Origin of the sequence: Modestobacter sp. Leaf380, from assembly GCF_001424485.1 — a bacterium.
GTDB lineage: Bacteria > Actinomycetota > Actinomycetes > Mycobacteriales > Geodermatophilaceae > Klenkia.
Map to the genome: position 1 here is coordinate 542,676 of NZ_LMQC01000012.1, position 21,035 is coordinate 563,710.

The following is a 21,035-nucleotide window of genomic DNA, read 5'->3' on the forward strand; positions in this document are numbered from 1 at the left end:
TCCTCGCTGAGTGACCTCTGGACCCGTGCGGCAGGACCGAACGCTCGCACGGGACGTGTGCGATCGGATGATGCAGGTCACACGACCCGGGGGTCAAGGGCGTCCCAGCAGGTCCAGGGCGAAGCCGACGTACTGGGCGGCCAGCTGCTCCGGGGACGTCGGCCCGCCGGGCCGGTACCACTGCGGGATCGCGGTGCACATGGTCACCACGGCGCGGGCGGCGTCCCCGGGGGCGGCGGTGGTCAGCTGCCCGGCGGCGACCGCGGTGACCACCTCGTCGTCCAGGGCCTGCTGCTGGGCCCGCCGGACGGCGGCCAGCCGGGCGTAGTCCGGCGGGGCGAGGCTGCGCATCTCGCTGGCGCCCAGGAACCCGGTCTGCCGCCGGTGGCTGTGGTTGAGGGCCAGGCACTCCACGACCAGCCCGACCCGCTCCAGGGGGTCGACCCCCTCCGCGCGGGCGGCCCGGACCCGGGCGTCCAGGTCGCGCATCGTGAGGTCCAGCAGCGCGACGAGCATGTCGTACTTGCTCTCGTAGTAGTGGTACAGCCCGGAGACCGAGAGCCCGGCGCGGGCGGCGATCGTCCGGATGGTCGAGCCGTGGTAGCCGACCTCGACGAAGGCGGCCAGCGCCGCGGCGAGCGCCGGGTCCAGCTGGAGGGGGCCGTACCGCCGCCAGTCCCCGGCCACGAAGACCCCGTCGGGACCGGTCGGTCTGGTGCCGGGGGTGGTGGTCACCTCGGTCCGGTCGACGACGCCGGGGGCCAGCCGGCTGCCCCCGGGCCGGAACACCCGCTCGACCGGGACGTCGAGCAGCTCGGCGATCCGGGCCACCCGGACGGCACTGACCCCGGTGTGCCCGTTCTCGATGGCGCTCAGCGTCCCGGGGCTGACCTGCAGCTGCTCGGCCAGGCGGCGCAGACTGAGCCCGCGCGCGGTCCGCAGCCGGCGGATCGACTCCCCCAGCCCCGGGGAGGGTGCGGCGGGCGTGCTCACGGGACCACCTCGGGACGGTGTTCAGCTCAACTGGACGTTCAGCGTGCCTGAGCGTAGGCCGGGCACGCACGCAGAGCCAGCGACGCACCCCCGACGGGGCTCAGGACGCTGCGTGCCCGCGCTCCACCAGCGCCGGGACGACCGCGCCCAGCCGGTCGAAGCCCTCCCCCACGGTCAGCCCGGCGACCGACCGGGAGTGGATCTGCTCGAAGATCACCGCGATCTTGAAGAAGGCCAGCCCCAGGTACCAGGGCAGCTCGGCCAGGTCGGCGCCCGCGGCCCGGCCGTAGGCGGCGGCCAGCGACCCGCCGTCCGGCCAGCCGGGCACGTCGCCGGGGACGGCGGCGACCGGGCTGTCCAGGCCGGCCATGCCGTCCCACCAGACCAGGGTGGAGGCGAGGTCGGCGAGCGGGTCGCCGAGGGTGGCCATCTCCCAGTCCAGCACCGCGACGACGTCGGGCCGCCGGTCCGCGGTGACGACGACGTTGTCCAGCCGGTAGTCCCCGTGCACGACCGCCGCGGGTCCCCCGACCGGCACCCGGGCCCCGAGCCGGCGTCCCAGCTCGGCCAGCCCGGGCACCTCGCGCAGGTCCCCGGCCTCCAGCTGCCCCGACCACCGGGCGACCTGCCGCTCCAGGTAGCCGGCGGGCCGGCCCAGGTCACCCAGCCCGACCGCCTCGGGGTCCACCCGGTGCAGCGCGACGAGCACGTCGACCAGGGCGCCGGCGGCCGCGTCGCCGTCCACGGCGTGCAGCTGGTCGGCCTCGCGCAGCACCACGCCGTCGGCGAACTCCATGACGTAGCAGGGCGCGCCGAGCACCTCGGGCCCGGCGAGGGCGACCGGGCGGGGCACCGGCACGGCGGTGCCGGCGAGCGCGCCGAGCACCCGGTGCTCGCGGGCGACGTCGTGCGCGGTGGCCCGGACGTGGCCCAGCGGCGGCCGGCGCAGCACCCACCGGCCGACGCCGTCGGTGAGGGCGTAGGTCAGGTTGGACCGGCCGCCGGCCAGCAGCGTGACCCGCAGCGGTCCCTGCAGCAGGCCGGGCACCGCGGCGTCCAGCCAGCGCTGCAGGGCGGCGACGTCGACGCCGGGCGGGTCCTGCACGGTGGGCCCCCTCGCAGTCCGGACACCGTGCGTTTGCACGGTGCCCGTCGAACCTGCCCGCCAGGTGCCAGGGTGTCAACCACGCCTTGACGGGCCAGGACGGGGACCCTAGCGTCGCGGCGATCGTGCGACGGCGCACGTGTTCAGGAAGGCTGATCATGACGCAGACCCTCGCGCCCCCCTCCCGCACCGCCGGGGACCTCTACGCGCGGATGGTGGACTTCCTCCGCGACGAGGTGCTGCCCGCCGAGCCCGAGTACGAGGCCGCCCGGCGCCTGGCCGGCCCCGACGGGCACGACGCGCCGCCGGTCGTCGAGCGGCTCAAGGCCAGCGCCCGCGCCCAGGGCCTGTGGAACCTGTTCCTGCCGAGCGAGTCCGGGCTGACCCAGCTGGAGTACGCCCCGATCGCGGAGCTGTCGGGCTGGAGCCTGGAGCTGGCCCCCGAGGCGATCAACTGCGCGGCCCCGGACACCGGCAACATGGAGCTGCTGCACCTGCTGGGCACCACCGAGCAGAAGCAGCAGTGGCTCGAGCCGCTGCTGGCCGGGGAGATCCGCTCGGCGTTCGCGATGACCGAGCCGGCCGTGGCCAGCAGCGACGCCACCAACATCGAGACCCGCATCGAGCGCGACGGCGACGACTACGTCATCAGCGGGCGCAAGTGGTGGACCTCCGGCGTGCTGGACCCGCGCTGCGCCGTCCTGGTGGTCATGGGCAAGACCGACCCGCAGGCCCAGAAGCACCGCCAGCAGACGATGGTCGTCGTCCCCCGGGACACCCCCGGCGTCGTCGTCGAGCGGGACCTGCCGGTGTTCGGCCAGCACGACCAGCACGGCCACGGCGTGGTCCGCTTCGACCGGGTGCGCGTCCCGGTCAGCAGCGTGATCGGCGAGGAGGGCGGCGGGTTCGCCGCCGCCCAGGCCCGGCTGGGCCCCGGACGCATCCACCACTGCATGCGCGCCCTGGGTGCCGCCGAGCGGGCGCTGGCGATGATGGTCGCCCGCACCCAGGAGCGGGTCGCCTTCGGCCGGCCGCTGGCCGAGCAGGGCGTGGTCCAGCAGCAGATCGCCGAGTCCCGGATCGACATCGACCAGGCCCGGCTGATCTGCCACCAGGCCTGCCAGGTCATCGACACCCAGGGCAACAAGGCCGCCAAGGACCTCATCGCCATCGCCAAGGTCGCCGTCCCCCGCGCGGCCGGGCGGGTCATCGACCGGGCCATCCAGGTGCACGGCGGGGCCGGCGTGACCGACGTGACCCCGCTGGCCGCGATGTACGGCTGGCACCGGGCGATGCGGCTGTTCGACGGCCCGGACGAGGTGCACCTGCGCTCGCTGGCGAAGTCCGAGCTGGGCCGGACGCCGGTCGTGCCCGTCCCCTCGATCACGGTCTGACCCGGTGTACCCGGGCGCGCACGACCCCGGGCACGCCGCCGTCGTGATGAGCGACAGCGGCGCGACCCTCACCTACGGCGAGCTGGAGGAGCGGTCGGTCCGGCTGGCCCACGTCCTGTGGGACGCCGGCCTGCGCCCGGGGGACGACGTCGCGCTGCTGGCGGACAACTCGCTGCACACCTACGAGGTGTTCTGGGCGGCGATGCGCAGCGGGCTGTACCTGACCGCGATCAACCAGCACCTCAAGCCCGGGGAGACCAGCTACATCCTGGGCGACTGCGACGCGAAGGCGATCGTGGTGTCGGCGTCCCAGTCCGGGTTGGCGCAGGCCGTCGTCGCCGACACCCCGGGCATCGGCCTGCGACTGGCGTTCGAGGGCGCGGTCCCCGGGCACCAGGACTACGAGGCGGCGCTGGCCGCGGCGTCCTCGGTGCCCTTCGCCGACCAGCCCCGCGGGCGGGACATGCTCTACAGCTCCGGGACGACGGGGCGGCCCAAGGGCGTGAAGTCCCCGCTGCCCGGGGTGCAGGTGAGCGAGGGCGGCGAGGCGCTGCTGGGGGTCTTCGGGCCGCTCTACGGTTTCGGGGCGGACACCGTGTACCTCTCCCCCGCCCCGCTGTACCACGCGGCGCCGCTGAGGTTCGGCGGGATGGTGCACATGGTCGGCGGCACCGTCGTCGTCATGCCCAGGTTCGACGCCGCGGCCGCGCTGGCCGCGATCGAGCGGTACCGGGTCACGCACAGCCAGTGGGTGCCGACGATGTTCGTCCGGATGCTCAAGCTGGACGAGGCGGAGCGGACCCGGCACGACCTGTCCTCGCACCGGGTGGCCGTGCACGCGGCCGCACCGATGCCGGTCGACGTCAAGGCGGCGATGATCGAGTGGTGGGGGCCGGTCCTGGCCGAGTACTACGCGGCCACCGAGGCCGTCGGGGTCACCCTGATCGACTCCGCCACCTGGCTGCGCAAGCCCGGGTCGGTCGGGAAGGCCGGGCTCGGCGTGCTGCACGTGTGCGCCGACGACGGCACCGAGCTGCCCCCGGGCGAGGTCGGGCTCGTGTACTTCGAGCGCGAGGTGCTGCCCTTCAGCTACCACAACGACCCGGAGAAGACCGCCCGCGCGCAGCACCCCCAGCACCCCAACTGGGGGACGACGGGGGACCTGGGCCGCCTCGACGAGGACGGCTTCCTCTACCTGACCGACCGGCAGGCGTTCATGGTCATCACCGGCGGGGTGAACGTGTACCCGCAGGAGATCGAGGACGCCCTCACCCTGCACCCCGACGTCGCGGACCTGGCGGTGATCGGCGTCCCGGACGAGGAGATGGGCGAGGCCGTGCAGGCCGTCGTCCAGGCCGCGCCGCACGCGACGCCGGGTCCGGAGCTGGAGGCCGAGCTGCTGGGGTACCTGCGCGAGCGGATCGCGCACTTCAAGGTGCCCCGCGGGGTGCTCTTCGTGGAGGACCTGCCCCGCACGCTGACCGGGAAGCTGCGCAAGCACGAGATCCGGGACCTCTACCTGGCCCGCACCCGCTGACCCGACCACCCGGAACACGCCGGTTCGGAACACGCCGAGGAGCTGGACAACCACGGTGCGTCATCGACAGGGTGACCGGATGAACGCTCACGGGGCCCACCTGTCCGCCGGTCACCCCCTGGGTGGCTCGCAGCTGGCCACCACGTGCCTGCGGGCGCTCGCCGACATCGGCCGGCCGGTGCAGCTGCGCGAGCTGCTGGCCCGACTGAACCCCCGGCCCGCGCAGGGCGACCGGGCTGCCTGGGCGGGCCGGCACGAGGAGCTCCAGGCCGCGGTGGACGAGCTCGCGGCTGCCGGGCTGGTGGTCGTGCACGGGGGCAGGGTCCAGCTCAGCGGCCGGGCCGACGTGCAGGCCCGCGCCACCGGCTGACCGGCCTCAGCCGGCCAGGACGAGGGACAGCAGGCGGGTCAGGTCGGCGGCCACCGGGGTGGTGCCGCCGACCAGGTGCTGCACGAACCAGCCGTCCACCAGCGCGACGGCCGCGGCCACCCGGTCGGGGTCGCTCGTGTGCGCCCGGGCCAGCCCGGTCAACAGGTCCAGCCACGGGCCGGCGGCCGTGCGCAGCCCGGGACGGCGGGCGGCCAGCAGGTAGAGCTCGTAGCCGGCCAGCACCTGGTCCCGGTCGGCGGTGAACAGCGCGACCAGCCGGTCGGCCAGCCCACCGGGGTCCGCGCCGCCGGGGACGGCGGGCAGGGCAGCCACCAGCGCCTCGGTCTGCGCACCCAGCGCGGCGGCGAGCAGCCCCTCGGTGTCGGTGAAGTGGTAGGCCACCGAGCTCTTGGGCACTCCCGCCTCGGCCGCGACCGACCGGTGCGAGACGGCGGCCACGCCCTCGCGCGCGATCAACCGGCGGGTCGCGGTGAGCAGCTCCGTGCGGCGGACCAGGCCGCGGGCGACCCGGCCGTCGGTGTCGCTCACGCGCCGGCGTGCACGACGAGGACACCGGCCACGATCAGCGCGACCCCGGCCAGCTGCCCGCGGGACATCCGGTCGCCGAAGACCGCCGCCCCGCCCAGGGCCGCCAGCGCGATGCCCGACCCGGACCAGATCCCGTAGCCCACCGCCAGCGGCAGCCCGGCGTCCAGCGCCCGGGCCATCAACGCCACGGACGCCCCGATGCCCAGCAGGGTGAGCACGGCGAAGCCGGTCCGGCGGAAGCCCGCCGAGGCACGCAGGGAACCGATGCCGACCACCTGGGCGGCGATGGCGCCGAGCAGCCAGGCCAGCTGGACGCCGCTCACGAGGGCTCCCCGGCCGCAGCCGGTCCGGTGGTCTGCACGACGACGACCCCGGCACCCAGCACCAGCAGCCCGACCAGCTGCACCGCGGTGAGCGGGTCGCCGAAGACGAAGGTGCTGGCCGCGGTGGCGGCCGCCAGCCCGAGACCGGTCAGCGTGGCGTACGCGACGCCCAACGTGAGGCCACCGCCGTCCAGGGCGCGGGCGAAGAGCCACAGCGAGACGCCGTACCCCACCAGCGTCCCCAGCGTGGGCAGCGGAGCGGTGAAGCCCTCGGACACCCGCAGTGCCAGGGTGCCCGCCACCTCGGTCACGACGGCACCCAGCAGCAGCCAGGCCGATCTGCTGGGACGCATGTCCCACATCTTTTCACGTGCTGTTCCGGCAAAGGAACGTGCTGACCCGGCTCGCCCTGGTGCACGGTGGCGGAGCGGCCGGAGGGGTCGCGAGGACCCGAGGAGGCAGACCGTGAGAGAGACCGTGGACGTGCTGGTGGTGGGCGGTGGCCCGGCGGGGCTGGCGGGGGCGCTGGCGCTGGGCCGCGCCCGGCGGTCGGTCCTGGTCGTCGACGCGGGCCAGCCGCGCAACGCCCCGGCGGCACACGCGCACAACGTGCTGGGCCAGGACGGCAGCTCCCCGCGGGAGATCCTGACGCGCGGCCGCGCCGAGGTGGGCGAGGTCGGCGTCCGGGTGCAGGACGGGCGGGTCGTCTCCGCCACGGCGCAGCCCGGCGGCGGGTTCGCGGCCCGGTTGGCCGACGGCACCGAGGTGCACGCCCGCCGCCTGCTCGTCGCCACCGGCGGGGTGGACCAGCTGCCCACCGTGCCCGGGGTGCGCGAGCGCTGGGGCCGGGACGTCGTGCACTGCCCGTACTGCCACGGCTGGGAGGTCCGCGACCAGGCCGTCGGCGTGCTCGCCACCTCTCCGTTGGCGGTGCACCAGGCCCTGATGTGGCGACAGTGGACCGCCGACGTCGTGCTCTTCGTGCACGAGCAGCAGCTCCCCGGCGCCGACGAGCTCGAGCAGCTCGCCGCCCGCGGGATCCGGCTGGTCGAGGGCGTCGTGGCGTCGCTGGAGGTGACCGACGACGCGCTGAGCGGCGTCCGGCTGGTCGGCGGCGAGGTGGTGCCGCGGGCCGTCGTGGTCGCCGCCGGGCCCGTCGTCGCGCAGGACGACGTCCTGGTCTCCCTCGGCCTGGTCACCGAGGACGTCCTGATGGCCGGGCAGGTGCTGGGCCGGGCCGTACCAGCGTCGGACACCGGCGCGACCGCCGTCCCCGGCGTGTGGGTGGCCGGCAACGTCACCGCGGTCAACGCCCAGGTGGTCACCTCGATGGCCGCGGGGCTGTGGGCCGGCGCCCAGGTCAACGCCGACCTGATCGGGGAGGACACCCGGCTGGCCGTCGAGGCCGCGCGGGCGGCGCGGGCCGCCTGACCGGGCACCCCGCCCGCCCGCGGGGGAGGATCAGCGGGAGATCGGTCGACCGGCCGGACCCACAGCTCCCAGACCTGGAGTCCCCGTGTCCGCCGACCACCGGCTGCCCGTCGTCACCGCCCTCGACCCGTCGCGGACGGTGCTGACCTCGCTCCCCCGCGGCCGCGACGCGGGCCACCGGCTGCTGTGCGGGTCCTGCGGGGCCGAGCTCGCGCACGCCCGGCGCCCGATGGCCGCCGACGCCCCCCTGCTCCGGTGCGTCGCCTGCGGTGCGGTCAACGACGCCGCAGCGGTGGCCACCGGAGCCTGACCCCGCGGCCGGGCGGGGCCGGTCAGCCGGCCGGGTCGTCCTCGTGCACGTCGAACAGGGCCAGCAGGCCGGTGATCTGCAGCGGACGGAGGACCACGCGGCTGGTGGTCCACAGCGGGAGCCGTTCGGAGCGCCCCTGGGCCAGACCGGCCAGCAGCGACAGGCCCGGACTGCCCAGGAAGGTGACCCGGCGGGCGTCCACGGCCTGCACCTCGAGGCCGGCCGGGCGCTGGGCGGCCCACACCTGGCACAGCTGGGTGTCGACGTCCCCGACCAGCACCAGGACGCCGTCCTCCACCGTGATGGACCCCTGCGGCACCGAGGTGCCGAAGACCGTCTCGCCGGTCACCGGGGTGGTGAGCCGGGCCGGGTCGCGTTCCTCGGGGCGGACGGACACTGCTGCTCCTGGGGTCGTGGGGGCACGGGGCACCCGGGGTCGGACGACGTTCGACACGACGGCCGCGAACGGATGGGCCGTGCGCCACCGCATCCCGTACAACGCGCCCTACGGTGTAAGCCGCGCTGATGGGAGAGGTGTACACCGCCGGACGCGCCGCCAAACACACCCGTCGACCCTGGTGTCGTCAGCCCGGCGGTCGGGTCCCCACGACGACCGTGGCGCCCCGCTCGTCGTCGGCCACCACCTCGACGGCGAACCCGCCTGCGGCGACCGCGGCCGCCGTCCCGGCGGCCTGCCGGTCGCTGGTCTCCAGCAGCAGGCGCCCCCCGGGGGCGACCCAGGCCGCAGCGCCGGCGGCGACCCGGCGGTGCAGGTCCAGGCCGTCGGGACCGCCGTCCAGGGCGACCGGGGGCTCGTGGTCGCGGGCCTCGGGGGGCATGCCGGCGATGGCGGCCGTGGGCACGTAGGGCGCGTTGACGCAGAGCAGGTCGACCCGGCCGCGCAGGTCGGCCGGCAACGCGTCGAACAGGTCGCCGGCGACCACCCGCCCGCCGGCGGGCTCGACGTTGCGCCGGGCACAGGCCACCGCGGCGGGGTCCAGGTCGGCGGCGGTGAGCCGGGCCCCGGGCAGCCCGGCGGCCACCGCCAACCCCACCGCGCCCGAGCCACAGCACAGGTCCACCACGACCGCCCCGGCCCGGCCGCGGGCCACCGCCAGCTCCACCAACAGGGCGGTGCGCTGGCGGGGCACGAACACCCCGGGGTCCTGCCGGACCCGCAGGCCGCAGAACGCCACCCAGCCCAGCAGCTGCTCCAGGGGCTCACCAGCCACCCGGCGGGCCACCAGCTCCGCCAGCTCGGGCCCCCGCGCCGCGCCGGTCAGCAGCGCCGCCTCGTCCTCGGCGAAGACGCAGCCGGCGGCGCGCAACCGGGCCACCACCGCCGCGTCCACCGCCTCGTCCACCGCCTCGTCCACCGCCTCGTCCACGGCGTCGACCGGCCCCGCGTGGTCCCCGCTCACCCCGCCGTCCAGGCCGCCGCGAGCGCGACGACGTCGTGCTGCCGCGCGGTCAGGTCCGCGGGGGTCGGGAAGCCGATGACGCCGCGGTCGGGGGTGCGCATGACCAGCAGCCCCAGCGGGTCGGCGACCACCGGCGGGGCCTGCTCGCGCGGCCGGACCCCGCAGTGCAGCACGAGCTGGCAGACCTGGCGGGGGTGCAGCCGGAACGTCACCCGGTCCACGCCGTCCCGGGCGAAGCTCGGCGCGTTCCAGGCCATCCGCTCGGTGAGGCCCGGCACGGCGGCCAGGAACTCCGCACGGAAGGCCACCACGGCGTCCCGGAAGGGGTCGTCCAGGGCGGCCAGCCAGGCGTCGACCTCGGTCGTCCCGGCCTCGGAGGAAGGCACCCGCGCACCCTCGCACGCGTCGGTGCCTCGCCGGCACCCCGCGGCGGGGGTTCACTGTGCGCGTGCCCAGCCCGGACCGGTTCGTCGTCGAGCAGTGGCGCGCCCTCCTCCCGACCGCCTACCTGCTGACCGGGTCCGACGGCGCCGCCCGTGAGCTGCTGGCCCGCGGGCTGGCCCGACCCGGGCCCGGCGAGGACGACCGCTCCCGCGCGGTGGCCGGGCTCGTCCGGGCGCACCTGCGCCGGAGGGTGCGCGGCGAGGGCACCGTCACCGGCACGTCGGCCACGCCCTGGTGGTCCTCACCCGCCGACGTCGAGTCCGCCCGCGCGACGGCAGCGGCGCTGGACCGGCTCACTCCGGCGGAGCGCACGGCGGTCGTGCTGCGCCGGCACGAGGGGCTGCCCGCCGACCGGGTCACCGCGCTGGTCCCGGGCGTCGACCCCGACGCCGCGGAGGCCGGGCTGGGCGGGGACCTGCCGGCCCGGCTCGACGTGCTGGCCGGCCAGTGCGACACCTCGGTGCTGACCGACGGGACCGCGGCGCTCGAGGTGGCCGGGGTGCGCTCCCGGCGGTGGCGGCGGGCCGGACTGGCGGTCGCGGTCGCCGCGGCCCTGGCGGTGGGCACCGTCGTGCTGCCCGACGTCCTCCCGGACCCCGCGCCCGCCCCGGAGCCGGCGGCCGGGCTGACGACCACCGTGCGCGGCTCGCTCGCCGGGGACGCCGACCTCCTCGCCGCCGCGCTGGAGGACACCGGTCCGCCCTCGGTCGACCTGGGCCGGGACCCCGCCCCTCCCGAGGTGGTCTACGCCGGGGACGTCGACGGCGTCCGGGCGGTCGTGCTGCTCCAGCAGGGCGACGGCGGAGCCGCCGTCATCGTGCGCACCGGCCCGGCCGGGACCCCCGTCCAGCAGCTCGCCACCACGACGTCGGCGGACTCCGGCGTCCCGGCCGTCATCGCCGTCGGCCTCACCGCGGACCCGACCGGCCCGGCCGACACCGTCCTGGTGCTCACCACCCCCGGCGACGAGATCGAGGTCTCCCCCGGCCTGGACGTGCTCCCCGACGGGACCGCGGCGCGCACGTTCACCCCCGTCGAGCTGGACGAGGAGGGCGTCGGCGTCGTCCCGGTCCGGTCCGACGCCCGGGCGGCCCGGGTCCGGGTGGTGCGCGACAACGAGGTCCTGCGGACCGCGCCGCCCGTCGCGAACGGCGGGCCGCTCGTCGAGCTCAACGCGGTCGACGGCGCCGAGACCGCCCCGCCCGACGGCCCGGACTCCCGGTCCGGGGACCCCGCGGTCTCCGCGGTCGAGGTCGACCTGGCCCTGGACCCGGTCACCGCCGCCACCGGCTGGCTCCCCACCGAGCTCGCCGTCACCGTGCTCGGCGCCGGCACCTACCCGCAGGCCGGCGGCACGACGGCCGACGCGGTCACCCTCGCCGCTGTGCTGCCCGGCGGTGCCGTCGTGACGACGACGGCCTGGGCGACCTTCGGGGCCGGGTCGATCAGCACGGGCCGCTGCGGCAGCACCGGCCACCCGCCGGGCACCGACCCGGCGACGCTGACCGTCGCCGCCCGGTGCTCGGCCTACGCCGGCGACGGGTCGACGTTCGGGGTCACCGTGCTGGTGGCCGCACCGCCGGGCGTCGCCGTGCAGCTGTCGCCCGCCGCAGGCGGGGCCACGGTCGACGTCGGGCTGACCCGGGGCTGGGGCTACGTCATCGCCGACGCCGAGGCGCTGACCGGGTTCGCCGCCGACGGTGCCCTGGGCGCCGTGTCCCGCGAGGGCGCGGACCTCCTCAGCTCGTGACCGGCGAGTCCGTCGTCAGCCGCGCGGTGCGGGTGGTGGACGCCTTCCGGCCCGGGGAGACGACGCTGGGGGTCTCCGAGATCGCCCGGCGGGCCGGGCTGCACGTGGCCACGGCGTCCCGGCTGGTCGCCGAGCTGGTCGAGCTGGGGCTGCTGCGCCGGGACACCGACCGGCGGGTCGGGCTGGGTCTGCGGTTGTGGGAGCTGGGCGCCCGGGCCTCGCCGGCGCTGTCGCTGCGCGAGGTGGCCATGCCGCTGATGGAGGACCTGCACGCCGTCGTCGGCCAGCACACCCAGCTCGGCGTGCTGGACGGCGCCGAGGTGCTCTTCCTGGAGCGGCTGTCCGCGCCGGGCGCGGTGGTCAACCACACCCGGATCGCCGGCCGGCTGCCGCTGCACGCCTCCTCCTCGGGCCTGGTGCTGCTCGCCCACGCCTCGGCCGAGCTGCAGGAACGCACCCTGGCCGGACCGCTGCGCGCGTTCACCCGGGAGACGATCACCACCGCGGCGCGGCTGCGCGCGACCCTGGATCAGGTGCGCCGTGAGGGCGTGGTGTCCTGCCCCGGGCACATCCACCGCGACGCCTGCGGGATCGCCGTCCCCGTGCGGTCGCCGTCCGGGGCGGTCGTGGCCGCCCTCGCGGTGGTGGTGCCCAACGACGCCGAGGCGCGGACCCAGGTGCCCGCGCTGCGGGCCGCCGCCCGCGGCATCGGGCGACAGCTGCCCTCTCGCTGAGCGAGAACGGCATGTCCGCGGTCACGTGATCCCGGTCATGCTCCCCCCCATGACCGCCCCCGCCCCCGCCCGCACCGCCGACCGGCACGCGGTGGCCCTGCGGGTCGCCGACAAGACCGTCGTCGCCGACGGCGTCGTGACGCTGACCCTGGCGCACCCCGACGGCGGCCGGCTCCCGGACTGGACGCCGGGATCCCACGTGGACCTGGTGCTGCCCACCGGGGACACCCGGCAGTACTCGCTGTGCGGGGACCGCCGGGACGCCCACCACCACCGGGTGGGCGTGCTCCGCGAGCCGGCCGGCCGCGGCGGGTCGGCCTGGGTGCACGACGAGCTGGCCGTCGGCGACCTGGTCGGCGTCGGCGGTCCGCGCAACGCCTTCCCGCTGCGCCCCGCGCAGCGCTACCTCTTCGTGGCCGGCGGCATCGGCATCACCCCGCTGCTGACGATGGTCGCGGCCGCCGGAGCACAGGGCATCGACTGGCAGCTGGTCTACGGCGGCCGCACCCGGGCCTCCATGGCGTTCCTCGACGAGCTGGCCCGGTACGGCGACCGGGTCTCGGTGCTCCCCCAGGACGAGGTCGGCCTGCTCCCCCTGCGCGACCTGGTCGACGGGCTCCACCCCGACACCCGGGTCTACGCCTGCGGCCCCCCGCCGCTGCTGGACGCACTGGCCGGGTGCGGCCTCCCGCCGCACGTGCTGCGCACCGAGCGCTTCGTGGCCCGGGAGCAGGGCGCCCCCGTGCGGGACACCCCGTTCACCGTGGTCCTGGACCGCACCGGCACCGAGGTCGTCGTGACGCCGGGGGTGAGCGTGCTGGAGGCGGTGCGGTCGGTCGGCGTCGACGTGCTGTCCTCCTGCCGGGAGGGCACCTGCGGGACCTGCGAGACCGCCGTCCTGGCCGGCGAGCCCGACCACCGCGACTCCCTCCTCGACGACGCCGACCGGGCCGCCGGGGACTGCATGTACGTCTGCGTCTCCCGCTCCCGCGGGGACCGCCTGGTGCTGGACCTGTGAGAGGACCCGCCGTGACCGCCGTCGCGACCCCGCCCGAGCTCGACCTGGACCCCTTCGCCGACGACGTGCTGCGCGACCCGCTGCCGGCGCACGCCGCACTCCGGGACGCCGGGGCGCTGGTCCGGCTGCCGCGGTACGACACCTTCGCCGTGGCCCGGTACGCCGACGTCCGGGCGCTGCTGTCGGACTGGCAGTCCTTCGAGTCCGCCGCCGGGGTGGGGCTGACCAACTTCCGGCGGGAGACGCCGTGGCGCCCGCCGTCCCTGCTGCTGGAGGCCGACCCGCCCGCGCACGACGCCCCGCGCACCGTCCTGGCCGGGATCCTGGGCCCGCGCGCCCTGCGCCGGCTGCGCGCGGACTGGGCCGCCGACGCCGACCGGCTGGTCGAGGACCTGCTCGCCGGGGGCAGCGTCGAGGTCGACGCCGTCCCCACGCTGGCCGAGGCCTTCCCGCTGCGGGTCTTCCCCGACGCCGTGGGGCTGGGCCGGGAGGGCCGGGAGCACCTGCTGCCCTACGGCGACCACGCCTTCAACGCCTTCGGCCCCACGGACAACCCACGGGTGCTGGCCGGCAACGAACGGATGGCCGAGCACGCCGGCTGGGTCGGGCAGCAGTGCCTGCGCGAGAACCTGTCCCCGGTCGGGTTCGGCGCCGACGTCTGGGCCGCCGCGGACCGCGGCGACCTCACCCACGCCCAGGCCCCGCTCGTCGTCCGGTCGCTGCTGACGGCCGGCGTGGACACCACCGTGCACGGCATCGGGGCGCTGCTGCACGCCCTGGCCGTCACCCCCGGCGCCTGGGAGGCGCTGCGCGCCCGGCCCGAGCTGGTCCGGGTCGCCTTCGACGAGGCGGTCCGCTGGGAGTCCCCCGTGCAGGCGTTCTTCCGGACGGCGGTGCGCGACGTGCCGGTCGGGGACGGCGTCGTCCCGGCCGGGGAGAAGGTGCTGGTGTTCTTCGCCGCGGCCAACCGGGACCCCCGGCACTGGGCCGACCCGGACCGCTTCGACCTCACCCGGGACCCCTCCGGGCACGTCGGCTTCGGGATGGGGATCCACCAGTGCGTGGGGCAGCACGTGGCCCGGCTGGAGGCCGAGTCGCTGCTGACCGCGCTGCTGGCCCGGGTGACCCGGCTGAAGCTCACCGGCGCCCCGGTGCGGCACCTGAACAACACGCTGCGCGCCTGGGAGTCGCTGCCGGTGCGCCTCACCGCTTGATGGCATGGGATCCCCGGCATACGGCAGAGGGCTCACGCCGTATGCGGGGGATCCCATGCCGGGGCGGTCAGCGGTAGCGGGCGGCGAAGCGGCCGGGCGTGGTGCCGGTGACCCGGGAGAAGTCCCGCACGAAGTGGGCCTGGTCGGCGTACCCGAGCACCGCCGCGGTCTCGGCCAGCGGGGCGTCCCCGGAGCGCAGCCGCTCGGCGGCCTCCTGCAGCCGGCGGCGCTGCACCAGCCACTTCGGGGTCAGGCCCAGCCGGCGGTGCAGCAGCCGCTGCAGGGCCCGCTCGGACAGCCCCGTCTCCTCGCACAGCTGGGCGACCCGCAGCAGGTCCGGGCGGCTCTCCACCAGGGCGACGACCCGGTCGACCAGCTCCCCCTCGGCGTCGACCGGCAGCAGTGGGCGCAGCACGTCGCCGAAGGCCGCCATCGCGGTCCGGTGCGCGCCCTCGGCGTGCGGGTCGGGCGCCATCGCGGCCCGGACCCGCGCGGTCAGCTCGGTGCCCGCACCACCCAGCACCGTCGACATGTCGACACGTCGATCCGTGTGCCCGTGCATCGGGCCGCCGGCGACCAGGGCGCCCGCGGCCGGCGTCAGCATCACCCCGACCGCCCACCCGTCGCCGGTGAGCGTCGTCGTCGACAGGCCGGTGACCACGCCGTAGAACCGCGCGTAGTCCGGCGCCACGACGAGCAGCCCGACCGGGTACTGCAGCACCTGCTGGACGGACTCCGCACCGGCCGGGACCGACCAGACCGGCACCCAGAACCGCTGCACCAGCGGCGCCAGGCCGGCGTCGGGGGCGTAGCGGTACATCGCGTGCGAGCGGTCGTCGGGCGCGCGCAGGTGCGCCCGCTCGATCGCGTCGGGCGACCTGTCGGGTTCCATCAAGACCCAGCCTGCCGCAGTCGGCCAGGGTGGTCACGTGACCGACACCGCCGCCTCCTACGAGGCCACCGCCCGCGCCCTGTCCGCCGTCCTGGACGCCGTCCCCGCCGATGCCTGGTCGCGGCCCTCACCGTGCGAGGGCTGGACCGCCCGCGACGTCGTCGCCCACGTGGTGGACACCCAGCGCGAGCTCCTGACCACGCACGGCGCCGACGTGGGGCCGGCACCTGCTGCCGACGACCCGGCCGCGGCCTTCCGCGCCCACTCCGGCCGCGTGCGGGAGCTGCTCACCGACGAGCTGGTGGGCCGGGGCTACGACGGGTTCTTCGGCCCCACCACGGTCGGCGCCACGCTGGAGCAGTTCTACGTGTGGGACATGGTCGTGCACCGCTGGGACGTCGCCCGCGCCACCGGTGGGGACGACGCGCTCACCGAGGCCGAGCTGGACCGCACCGAGAGCGGCGCGGACTCCTTCGGCGAGGCCCTGCACATGGACGGCATCTGCGCACCGGCCCTGCCGGCCGACGCGGACGCCGACCGGCAGACCCGGGTGCTGGCCCGGCTGGGACGCCGGGCCTGACCTCAGCTCGCGGCGCCCAGGGCGTCGGCGACCCGGTGGTGGGTGGCCGCCTCGGCGCCCCGGTGCTGGCGCTCCAGGGTGCGGGCCAGCGCGCGGCGGGCCCAGCCGTCGGCCGGGGCCAGCTCGACGAGCTGCCCGAAGGCCTGCTCGGCGCGGGCCAGCTGGGCGGACTCGAAGCAGGACCGCCCGAGGAGCTCGAGGACGGCGACGTCCTCGGGGTACTCGGCCACGACCGGGGCCAGGATGGCCACCGCCTCGGTGGGCTGGCCGCTGGTCAGGAACAGCTCGGCGCGGAGGTACTCGGAGTGCAGGTCGATGGTGGTCATCGGTGGCCTCCTCTCAGGCGGTCGGTGCAACACGACGACGCCCGCCGCATTCCCGGCCGCTCAGGAGCAGGATCCCCCTCGTGACCCGCACCGTCGAGACCCCGCCCACCGAGCGCGAACGGGCCCGGCGGCGTGCCGTGCCGGTGCTCGTGGGCAGCCAGGTGCTGGGCGGCGTGGGGGTGGCCAGCGGCATCGCCGTGGGCGGCCTGCTGGCCGAGCAGGTGTCCGGGTCGACCGCGCTGTCCGGGCTGGCGCAGACCGCCACGGTCCTGGGTGCGGCCGGGCTCGCGGTGCCGATGGCTCGGCTCGCGGCCGCCCGCGGCCGGCGTCCCGCGCTGGCCGCCGGCTACGGCCTGGGCCTGGCCGGGGCCGGGCTGGTGGTGCTGGCCGCGGTGATCGGCTCGTTCGTGCTGCTGGTCACCGGGCTGCTGCTCTTCGGCGGGGCGACCGCCTCGGGCCTGCAGGCCCGCTACGCCGCCACCGACGCGGCCACCGCGCAGACCCGTGGCCGCGCGCTGTCGGTCGTGGTCTGGGCGACGACGGCCGGCGCGGTACTCGGCCCCAACCTGTCCGGGCTGGGCGGCCGGGTCGGCACCACCCTCGGGCTGCCCGCCCTGGCCGGGCCCTACCTGTTCTCGGCCGTGTCCTTCGCCGCCGGCGCCCTGGTCGTGTGGCTGCTGCTGCGCCCGGACCCGCTCGTCGTCGCGGGACCCGGCGCACCCGCACCGGCCCGGACGTCGGTGCTGGCCACGCTGCGGGTGGTGCTCGCCGTCCCCCGGGCCCGGCTCGGGCTCGCCGCCGTCGCCACCGGGCACGCGGTGATGGTCGGCGTCATGGTGATGACGCCGGTGCACCTGGGCCACGGCGGCGCCTCGCTGCAGGTCGTCGGGCTGGTGATCAGCGTGCACATCGCCGGCATGTACGCCGCCTCCCCGCTGATGGGCTGGCTGGCCGACCGGGCCGGCCGGGTCGCGACCATCTCCCTCGGGGTGGGCCTGCTGGCCGCAGCGCTGCTGGTCGGCGGGCTGGCCGACGCCGCCGCCCGCGGCTGGGTCACCGTCTCGATGCTGCTGCTGGGGCTGGGCTGGTCGGCCGCGCTGGTCGCCGGCTCGACGCTGCTGTCGGAGTCGGTGCCGGCCGACGTGCGGACGTCGGTGCAGGGCACGTCGGACCTGGTCATGGGCCTGGCCGGCGCCGGTGCCGGTGCACTGGCCGGGCCGGTGCTGTCCGCCGGTGGCTTCGTCTCCGTCGCCGGGGCGGCCGCGGTGCTGCTGGTGCCGGTGGTCGTGCTGCTGGCCCGCCGCCCCCGCACGTAGCCTGGCGGGGGTCATGAGCACCCCGCACCGCGACCGTCCCGACGCCTGCCCCGGCGCCCTGCAGACCCACACCGCCGCCGACGGCGAGCTGGCCCGGGTCCGGGTCCCCGGCGGGCTGCTGTCCGCCCCCCAGCTGCGCGCGCTGGCCGCCGCCGCCCGCGAGCTGGGCGACGGTCACCTGGAGATGACCAGCCGCGGCAACCTGCAGCTGCGCGGCCTCGCCGTCGACACCGACCTCGGCGACCGGCTGGCCGCCGTCGGGCTGCTGCCCTCCACCACGCACGAGCGGGTCCGCAACGTGCTCGCCAGCGCGGTCACCGGCCGCTCCCCCGGGGGCCACCTCGACGCCCGGCCGTGGGTCCGCGAGCTCGACTCCGGGCTGCTCGGCGCCCCCGCGCTGGCCGACCTGCCCGGCCGCTTCCTGGTCACCCTGGACGACGGCCGCGGCGACGTCGTCGGCCTCGGTGGGGACGTCGGCCTCCTCGCCCTGTCCCCCGACGACGTCGCCCTCACCCTGGCCGGCGCCGACTCCGGCCTGCGCGCCACCCCCGCCGACGCCGTCGCCCTGCTGCTGGCCGCCGCCCACGCCCTGCTCGCCGAGCTGGCCGCCCAGGGCGGGCAGGCCTGGCGGATCACCGAGCTCGCCGACGGCCCGTCCCGGGTCGCCGCCCGGGTCGGCACCCCCGGCCCCGTGGTCGCGGTGCCCGGGGCGCCGCTGGTCGGTCCGGTCGGCGCCGCCACCCAGCCCGACGGCCGGACGGCGCTCATCGGCGTCCTGCCCCTGGGCCTGATGGGCGCGGGCCAGGCCGACCTGCTGGCCCGGCTGGCCGAGGAGGTCCAGCTGACCCCGTGGCGCAGCGTCGTCGTCCCCGACCTGGCCGAGGACGCCGTCGACGACGCCGCGGTCGACCTGTACCGCACCGGCTTCGTCTTCGACGCCGACAGCCCGTGGCTGCAGGTCACCGCCTGCGCCGGGCGGCCGGGGTGCGCGAAGTCGAGGGCCGACGTCCGGGCGGATGCGGCGGCCGCGGTCGCTGCGGGCACACTGCCGGGAGACGGTGCGCGCCAGCACTGGGCCGGCTGCGAGCGTCGCTGCGGACGACCGGCCGGCGCGCTGGACGTGGTCGCCACCGGTGACGGCTACACGATCGGAGCGGTGTGACCCAGCAGTACGAGTACGAGCACGACGGCGCCGAGATCTACCGGCAGTCCTTCGCGACCATCCGGGCCGAGGCCGACCTGGCCTCGCTGCCGGCCGACGTCGCCCAGGTGACGGTGCGGATGATCCACGCCTGCGGGCAGGTCGACCTGGTCTCCGACGTCGCCTGGTCCGAGGGCGTCGTGGGCAAGGCCCGGGCCGCCCTGGACCTGGGCGCACCGGTGCTGTGCGACGCCCAGATGGTGGCCGCCGGGGTGACCCGCAAACGGCTGCCGGCCTTCAACGAGGTCGTCTGCACCCTCAACGACCCGCGCACCCCGGACCTGGCCCGCGAGATGGGCACCACCCGGACCGCCGCGGCCCTGCACCTGTGGGGCGAGAAGCTCGAGGGCGCCGTCGTCGCCATCGGCAACGCCCCCACCGCGCTGTTCCACCTGCTGGAGATGGTCGCCGCCGGCGGCCCCCGCCCGGCCGCCGTCGTCGGCATCCCGGTCGGCTTCATCGGCGCCGTGGAGAGCAAGGAGGCCCTCGCCGCCTCCGACCTGGACTTCCTCGTCGTCCGCGGCCGGCGTGGTGGCTCGGCGATGACCGCCGCCGCGGTCAACGCGCTGGCGAGCACCGCCGAATGACCGGCCGCCTCTACGGCGTCGGCCTGGGCCCCGGCGACCCCGAACTGGTCACCGTCAAGGCGGCCCGGCTGATCGGTGCCGCCGACGTCGTCGCCTTCCACTCCGCGCGGCACGGCCGCTCGGTGGCCCGCGGGCTGGCCGAGCCCCACCTGCGCGAGGGCCAGATCGAGGAGCTGCTGGTCTACCCGGTCACCACCGAGACCACCGACCACCCCGGCGGCTACCAGGGCGCGATCGACGAGTTCTACGAGACCGCCGCCGCCCGGCTGGCCGCCCACCTGGACGCCGGCCGCGACGTCGTCGTCCTCGCCGAGGGCGACCCGTTCTTCTACGGCTCCTACATGCACATGCACAAGCGCCTCGCGCACCGGTACCCGACCGAGGTGGTGCCCGGGGTGACCAGCGTCAGCGGCGCCTCCGCGGTGCTGGGCCGGCCGCTGGTCGAGCGTGACGAGGTGCTCACCGTGCTGCCCGGCACGCTGCCCGCCGACGAGCTGGCCGAGTGGCTGGCCACCACCGACTCCGCCGCGGTGATGAAGCTGGGCCGCACCTTCCCCGCCGTCCGGGAGGCCTTCGAGGCCGCCGGCGTGCTGGACCGGGCCTTCTACGTCGAGCGGGCCACCACCGACCGGCAGCGCGTGCTGCCGCTGGCCGACGTCGACCCGGACACGGTGCCCTACTTCTCCCTGGCGCTGCTGCCCTCGGAGCTGCTCGGCCCGGGCAACGACGCCGTCCCCGCGGTGGAGGCCCTCCCCCTGGTCGCCGACCGGGACGTCGAGCTCCCGTCGCCGCCGGCGGGGGGCGGGGCGCTGACCGTCGTCGGGCTCGGCCCCGGGGCCCGGTACTGGCTCACGCCCGAGGCCGCCGCCGCGCTCGCCGAGGCCGACGACCTGGTCGGCTACGGCCCCTACCTGGACCGGGTGGCGGCCAACCCGCGGCAGGTCAAGCACCCCAGCGACAACCGGGTCGAGGCCGAGCGCGCCGCCGCCGCACTGGCCATGGCGCGCTCCGGCCGCCGGGTGGCCGTGGTCTCCTCCGGTGACCCCGGCGTGTTCGCGATGGCCGCCGCGGTGCTCGAGGTGGCCGCCGCGGACTTCCCCGACGTCCCGGTGCGGGTGCTGCCCGGCATCACCGCCGCCCAGGCCGTCGCCTCCCGCGTGGGCGCCCCGCTCGGGCACGACTTCTGCGTCCTGTCGCTGTCCGACGTCCTCAAGCCCTGGGACGTCGTGCTGGACCGGCTGCGCCACGCGGCCCAGGCCGACCTGGTCATCGCGCTGTACAACCCGCGCTCCAAGGCCCGCCCGCAGCAGCTCTTCGACGCCCGCGAGGCCCTGCTGGAGGTCCGCTCCCCCGACACCGTGGTCGTCGTCGGCCGCGACGTCGGCGGCCCCGAGGAGTCCCTGACCGTGACCACCCTGGGCGCCCTGGACCCCGGCACCGTCGACATGCGCTGCCTGGTCATGATCGGCAGCACCCAGACCAGGGTGACCGCCAGCGGCCAGGTCTACACCAGCCGCCACTACCCCGACTGACCCGTCGA

General features: G+C 76.7%; 24 protein-coding genes. 14 read left to right on the forward strand and 10 right to left on the reverse strand.

Annotated features, from left to right (window positions below):
* Nucleotides 1-93: 93 nt before the first annotated feature.
* Together ASG41_RS10655 and ASG41_RS10660 are read right to left on the reverse strand one after the other, a co-directional pair.
* Complete coding sequence (locus ASG41_RS10655; protein WP_056293694.1) at nt 94-993, reverse strand: TetR family transcriptional regulator; 900 nt, start codon at nt 991-993, stop codon at nt 94-96.
* A gap of 100 nt (nt 994-1,093) precedes the next feature.
* Nucleotides 1,094-2,098 carry a phosphotransferase family protein gene (locus ASG41_RS10660; protein ID WP_056293697.1) on the reverse strand — a complete coding sequence of 335 codons (1,005 nt, stop codon included), beginning with the start codon at nt 2,096-2,098 and terminating at the stop codon, nt 1,094-1,096.
* Nucleotides 2,099-2,256: 158 nt separating this feature from the next.
* Between ASG41_RS10660 and ASG41_RS10665 the strand changes: the two genes are divergently transcribed.
* The 3 genes from ASG41_RS10665 to ASG41_RS10675 all read left to right on the forward strand — a co-directional run bounded on the left by ASG41_RS10665 (nt 2,257) and on the right by ASG41_RS10675 (nt 5,399).
* Nucleotides 2,257-3,492 carry an acyl-CoA dehydrogenase family protein gene (locus tag ASG41_RS10665; protein WP_056293701.1) on the forward strand — a complete coding sequence of 412 codons (1,236 nt, stop codon included), beginning with the start codon at nt 2,257-2,259 and terminating at the stop codon, nt 3,490-3,492.
* A 4-nt stretch (nt 3,493-3,496) separates the two neighbouring features.
* Entirely contained in the window at nt 3,497-5,029 is a 1,533-nt protein-coding gene (locus tag ASG41_RS10670; protein ID WP_056293703.1) for an acyl-CoA synthetase, read from the forward strand.
* Nucleotides 5,030-5,108: 79 nt separating this feature from the next.
* A complete protein-coding gene (locus ASG41_RS10675) occupies nt 5,109-5,399 on the forward strand; it encodes a hypothetical protein (RefSeq protein ID WP_056293706.1) in 291 nt (96 codons plus the stop codon).
* Nucleotides 5,400-5,405: 6 nt separating this feature from the next.
* On the opposite strand, the gene ASG41_RS10680 is transcribed toward ASG41_RS10675, so the two are convergent.
* Genes ASG41_RS10680 through ASG41_RS10690 form a run of 3 tightly spaced genes read right to left on the reverse strand, consistent with a single transcriptional unit; the run spans nt 5,406 to nt 6,624 of the window.
* A complete protein-coding gene (locus ASG41_RS10680; protein ID WP_056293708.1) occupies nt 5,406-5,948 on the reverse strand; it encodes a TetR/AcrR family transcriptional regulator in 543 nt (180 codons plus the stop codon).
* Nucleotides 5,945-6,271 carry a multidrug efflux SMR transporter gene (locus ASG41_RS10685; RefSeq protein ID WP_082556776.1) on the reverse strand — a complete coding sequence of 109 codons (327 nt, stop codon included), beginning with the start codon at nt 6,269-6,271 and terminating at the stop codon, nt 5,945-5,947. Before ASG41_RS10685 ends, ASG41_RS10680 begins: the two co-directional genes overlap by 4 nt.
* On the reverse strand, nt 6,268-6,624 hold the full coding sequence (locus ASG41_RS10690; protein ID WP_162245551.1) for a multidrug efflux SMR transporter: 357 nt from the start codon (nt 6,622-6,624) through the stop codon (nt 6,268-6,270). The genes ASG41_RS10685 and ASG41_RS10690 overlap by 4 nt, the downstream gene beginning before the upstream one ends.
* 112 nt (nt 6,625-6,736) lie before the next feature.
* Between ASG41_RS10690 and ASG41_RS10695 the strand changes: the two genes are divergently transcribed.
* Both ASG41_RS10695 and ASG41_RS10700 read left to right on the forward strand, forming a co-directional pair.
* Nucleotides 6,737-7,702: an NAD(P)/FAD-dependent oxidoreductase gene (locus ASG41_RS10695; protein ID WP_056293713.1), complete on the forward strand. Its 966-nt coding sequence runs from the start codon at nt 6,737-6,739 to the stop codon at nt 7,700-7,702.
* An 85-nt stretch (nt 7,703-7,787) separates the two neighbouring features.
* The gene (locus ASG41_RS10700) at nt 7,788-8,012 is read left to right on the forward strand and encodes a hypothetical protein (protein ID WP_056293716.1); all 225 of its coding nucleotides are present in this window, start codon (nt 7,788-7,790) and stop codon (nt 8,010-8,012) included.
* A gap of 22 nt (nt 8,013-8,034) precedes the next feature.
* Here ASG41_RS10700 and ASG41_RS10705 read toward each other — a convergent pair whose 3' ends face one another.
* From ASG41_RS10705 to ASG41_RS10715, 3 genes are all read right to left on the reverse strand, one after another.
* Nucleotides 8,035-8,409 (reverse strand): hypothetical protein, encoded by a 375-nt coding sequence (locus ASG41_RS10705; protein ID WP_056293720.1) that lies wholly within the window; start codon nt 8,407-8,409, stop codon nt 8,035-8,037.
* A gap of 187 nt (nt 8,410-8,596) precedes the next feature.
* Nucleotides 8,597-9,433, reverse strand: a complete 837-nt coding sequence (locus tag ASG41_RS10710; protein ID WP_235564717.1) for a putative protein N(5)-glutamine methyltransferase — start codon at nt 9,431-9,433, stop codon at nt 8,597-8,599.
* Nucleotides 9,430-9,819 carry a DUF1801 domain-containing protein gene (locus ASG41_RS10715; RefSeq protein ID WP_056293723.1) on the reverse strand — a complete coding sequence of 130 codons (390 nt, stop codon included), beginning with the start codon at nt 9,817-9,819 and terminating at the stop codon, nt 9,430-9,432. Before ASG41_RS10715 ends, ASG41_RS10710 begins: the two co-directional genes overlap by 4 nt.
* Nucleotides 9,820-9,881: 62 nt before the next feature.
* Here ASG41_RS10715 and ASG41_RS10720 point away from each other — a divergent pair, with 62 nt between their 5' ends.
* From ASG41_RS10720 to ASG41_RS10735, 4 genes are read left to right on the forward strand one after another with little or no spacing between them, the layout of a single operon-like run.
* A complete protein-coding gene (locus ASG41_RS10720; protein WP_056293726.1) occupies nt 9,882-11,627 on the forward strand; it encodes an RNA polymerase sigma factor in 1,746 nt (581 codons plus the stop codon).
* Entirely contained in the window at nt 11,624-12,361 is a 738-nt protein-coding gene (locus ASG41_RS10725; protein WP_056293733.1) for an IclR family transcriptional regulator, read from the forward strand. The genes ASG41_RS10720 and ASG41_RS10725 overlap by 4 nt, the downstream gene beginning before the upstream one ends.
* Before the next feature lie 49 nt (nt 12,362-12,410).
* Nucleotides 12,411-13,379 carry a PDR/VanB family oxidoreductase gene (locus tag ASG41_RS10730; protein WP_157519262.1) on the forward strand — a complete coding sequence of 323 codons (969 nt, stop codon included), beginning with the start codon at nt 12,411-12,413 and terminating at the stop codon, nt 13,377-13,379.
* Between the two features lie 11 nt (nt 13,380-13,390).
* Nucleotides 13,391-14,593 carry a cytochrome P450 gene (locus tag ASG41_RS10735; protein ID WP_056293735.1) on the forward strand — a complete coding sequence of 401 codons (1,203 nt, stop codon included), beginning with the start codon at nt 13,391-13,393 and terminating at the stop codon, nt 14,591-14,593.
* A 67-nt stretch (nt 14,594-14,660) separates the two neighbouring features.
* Here ASG41_RS10735 and ASG41_RS10740 read toward each other — a convergent pair whose 3' ends face one another.
* Nucleotides 14,661-15,485, reverse strand: coding sequence for an AraC family transcriptional regulator (locus ASG41_RS10740; protein ID WP_056293738.1), 825 nt, complete (start codon nt 15,483-15,485; stop codon nt 14,661-14,663).
* A 37-nt stretch (nt 15,486-15,522) separates the two neighbouring features.
* Here ASG41_RS10740 and ASG41_RS10745 point away from each other — a divergent pair, with 37 nt between their 5' ends.
* Nucleotides 15,523-16,065, forward strand: a complete 543-nt coding sequence (locus ASG41_RS10745) for a TIGR03086 family metal-binding protein (protein WP_056293740.1) — start codon at nt 15,523-15,525, stop codon at nt 16,063-16,065.
* 2 nt (nt 16,066-16,067) lie between these two features.
* On the opposite strand, the gene ASG41_RS10750 is transcribed toward ASG41_RS10745, so the two are convergent.
* On the reverse strand, nt 16,068-16,391 hold the full coding sequence (locus ASG41_RS10750; RefSeq protein ID WP_056293743.1) for a tetratricopeptide repeat protein: 324 nt from the start codon (nt 16,389-16,391) through the stop codon (nt 16,068-16,070).
* An 80-nt stretch (nt 16,392-16,471) separates the two neighbouring features.
* Between ASG41_RS10750 and ASG41_RS10755 the strand changes: the two genes are divergently transcribed.
* From ASG41_RS10755 to ASG41_RS10770, 4 genes are read left to right on the forward strand one after another with little or no spacing between them, the layout of a single operon-like run.
* Nucleotides 16,472-17,707 carry an MFS transporter gene (locus ASG41_RS10755; RefSeq protein ID WP_056293745.1) on the forward strand — a complete coding sequence of 412 codons (1,236 nt, stop codon included), beginning with the start codon at nt 16,472-16,474 and terminating at the stop codon, nt 17,705-17,707.
* A 13-nt stretch (nt 17,708-17,720) separates the two neighbouring features.
* Nucleotides 17,721-18,869, forward strand: coding sequence for a precorrin-3B synthase (gene cobG, locus ASG41_RS10760; RefSeq protein ID WP_056293748.1), 1,149 nt, complete (start codon nt 17,721-17,723; stop codon nt 18,867-18,869).
* A complete protein-coding gene (locus ASG41_RS10765) occupies nt 18,866-19,495 on the forward strand; it encodes a precorrin-8X methylmutase (RefSeq protein WP_056293751.1) in 630 nt (209 codons plus the stop codon). The genes cobG and ASG41_RS10765 overlap by 4 nt, the downstream gene beginning before the upstream one ends.
* On the forward strand, nt 19,492-21,027 hold the full coding sequence (locus ASG41_RS10770) for a precorrin-2 C(20)-methyltransferase (protein WP_056293755.1): 1,536 nt from the start codon (nt 19,492-19,494) through the stop codon (nt 21,025-21,027). Before ASG41_RS10765 ends, ASG41_RS10770 begins: the two co-directional genes overlap by 4 nt.
* The last annotated feature ends 8 nt before the right edge of the window (nt 21,028-21,035 follow it).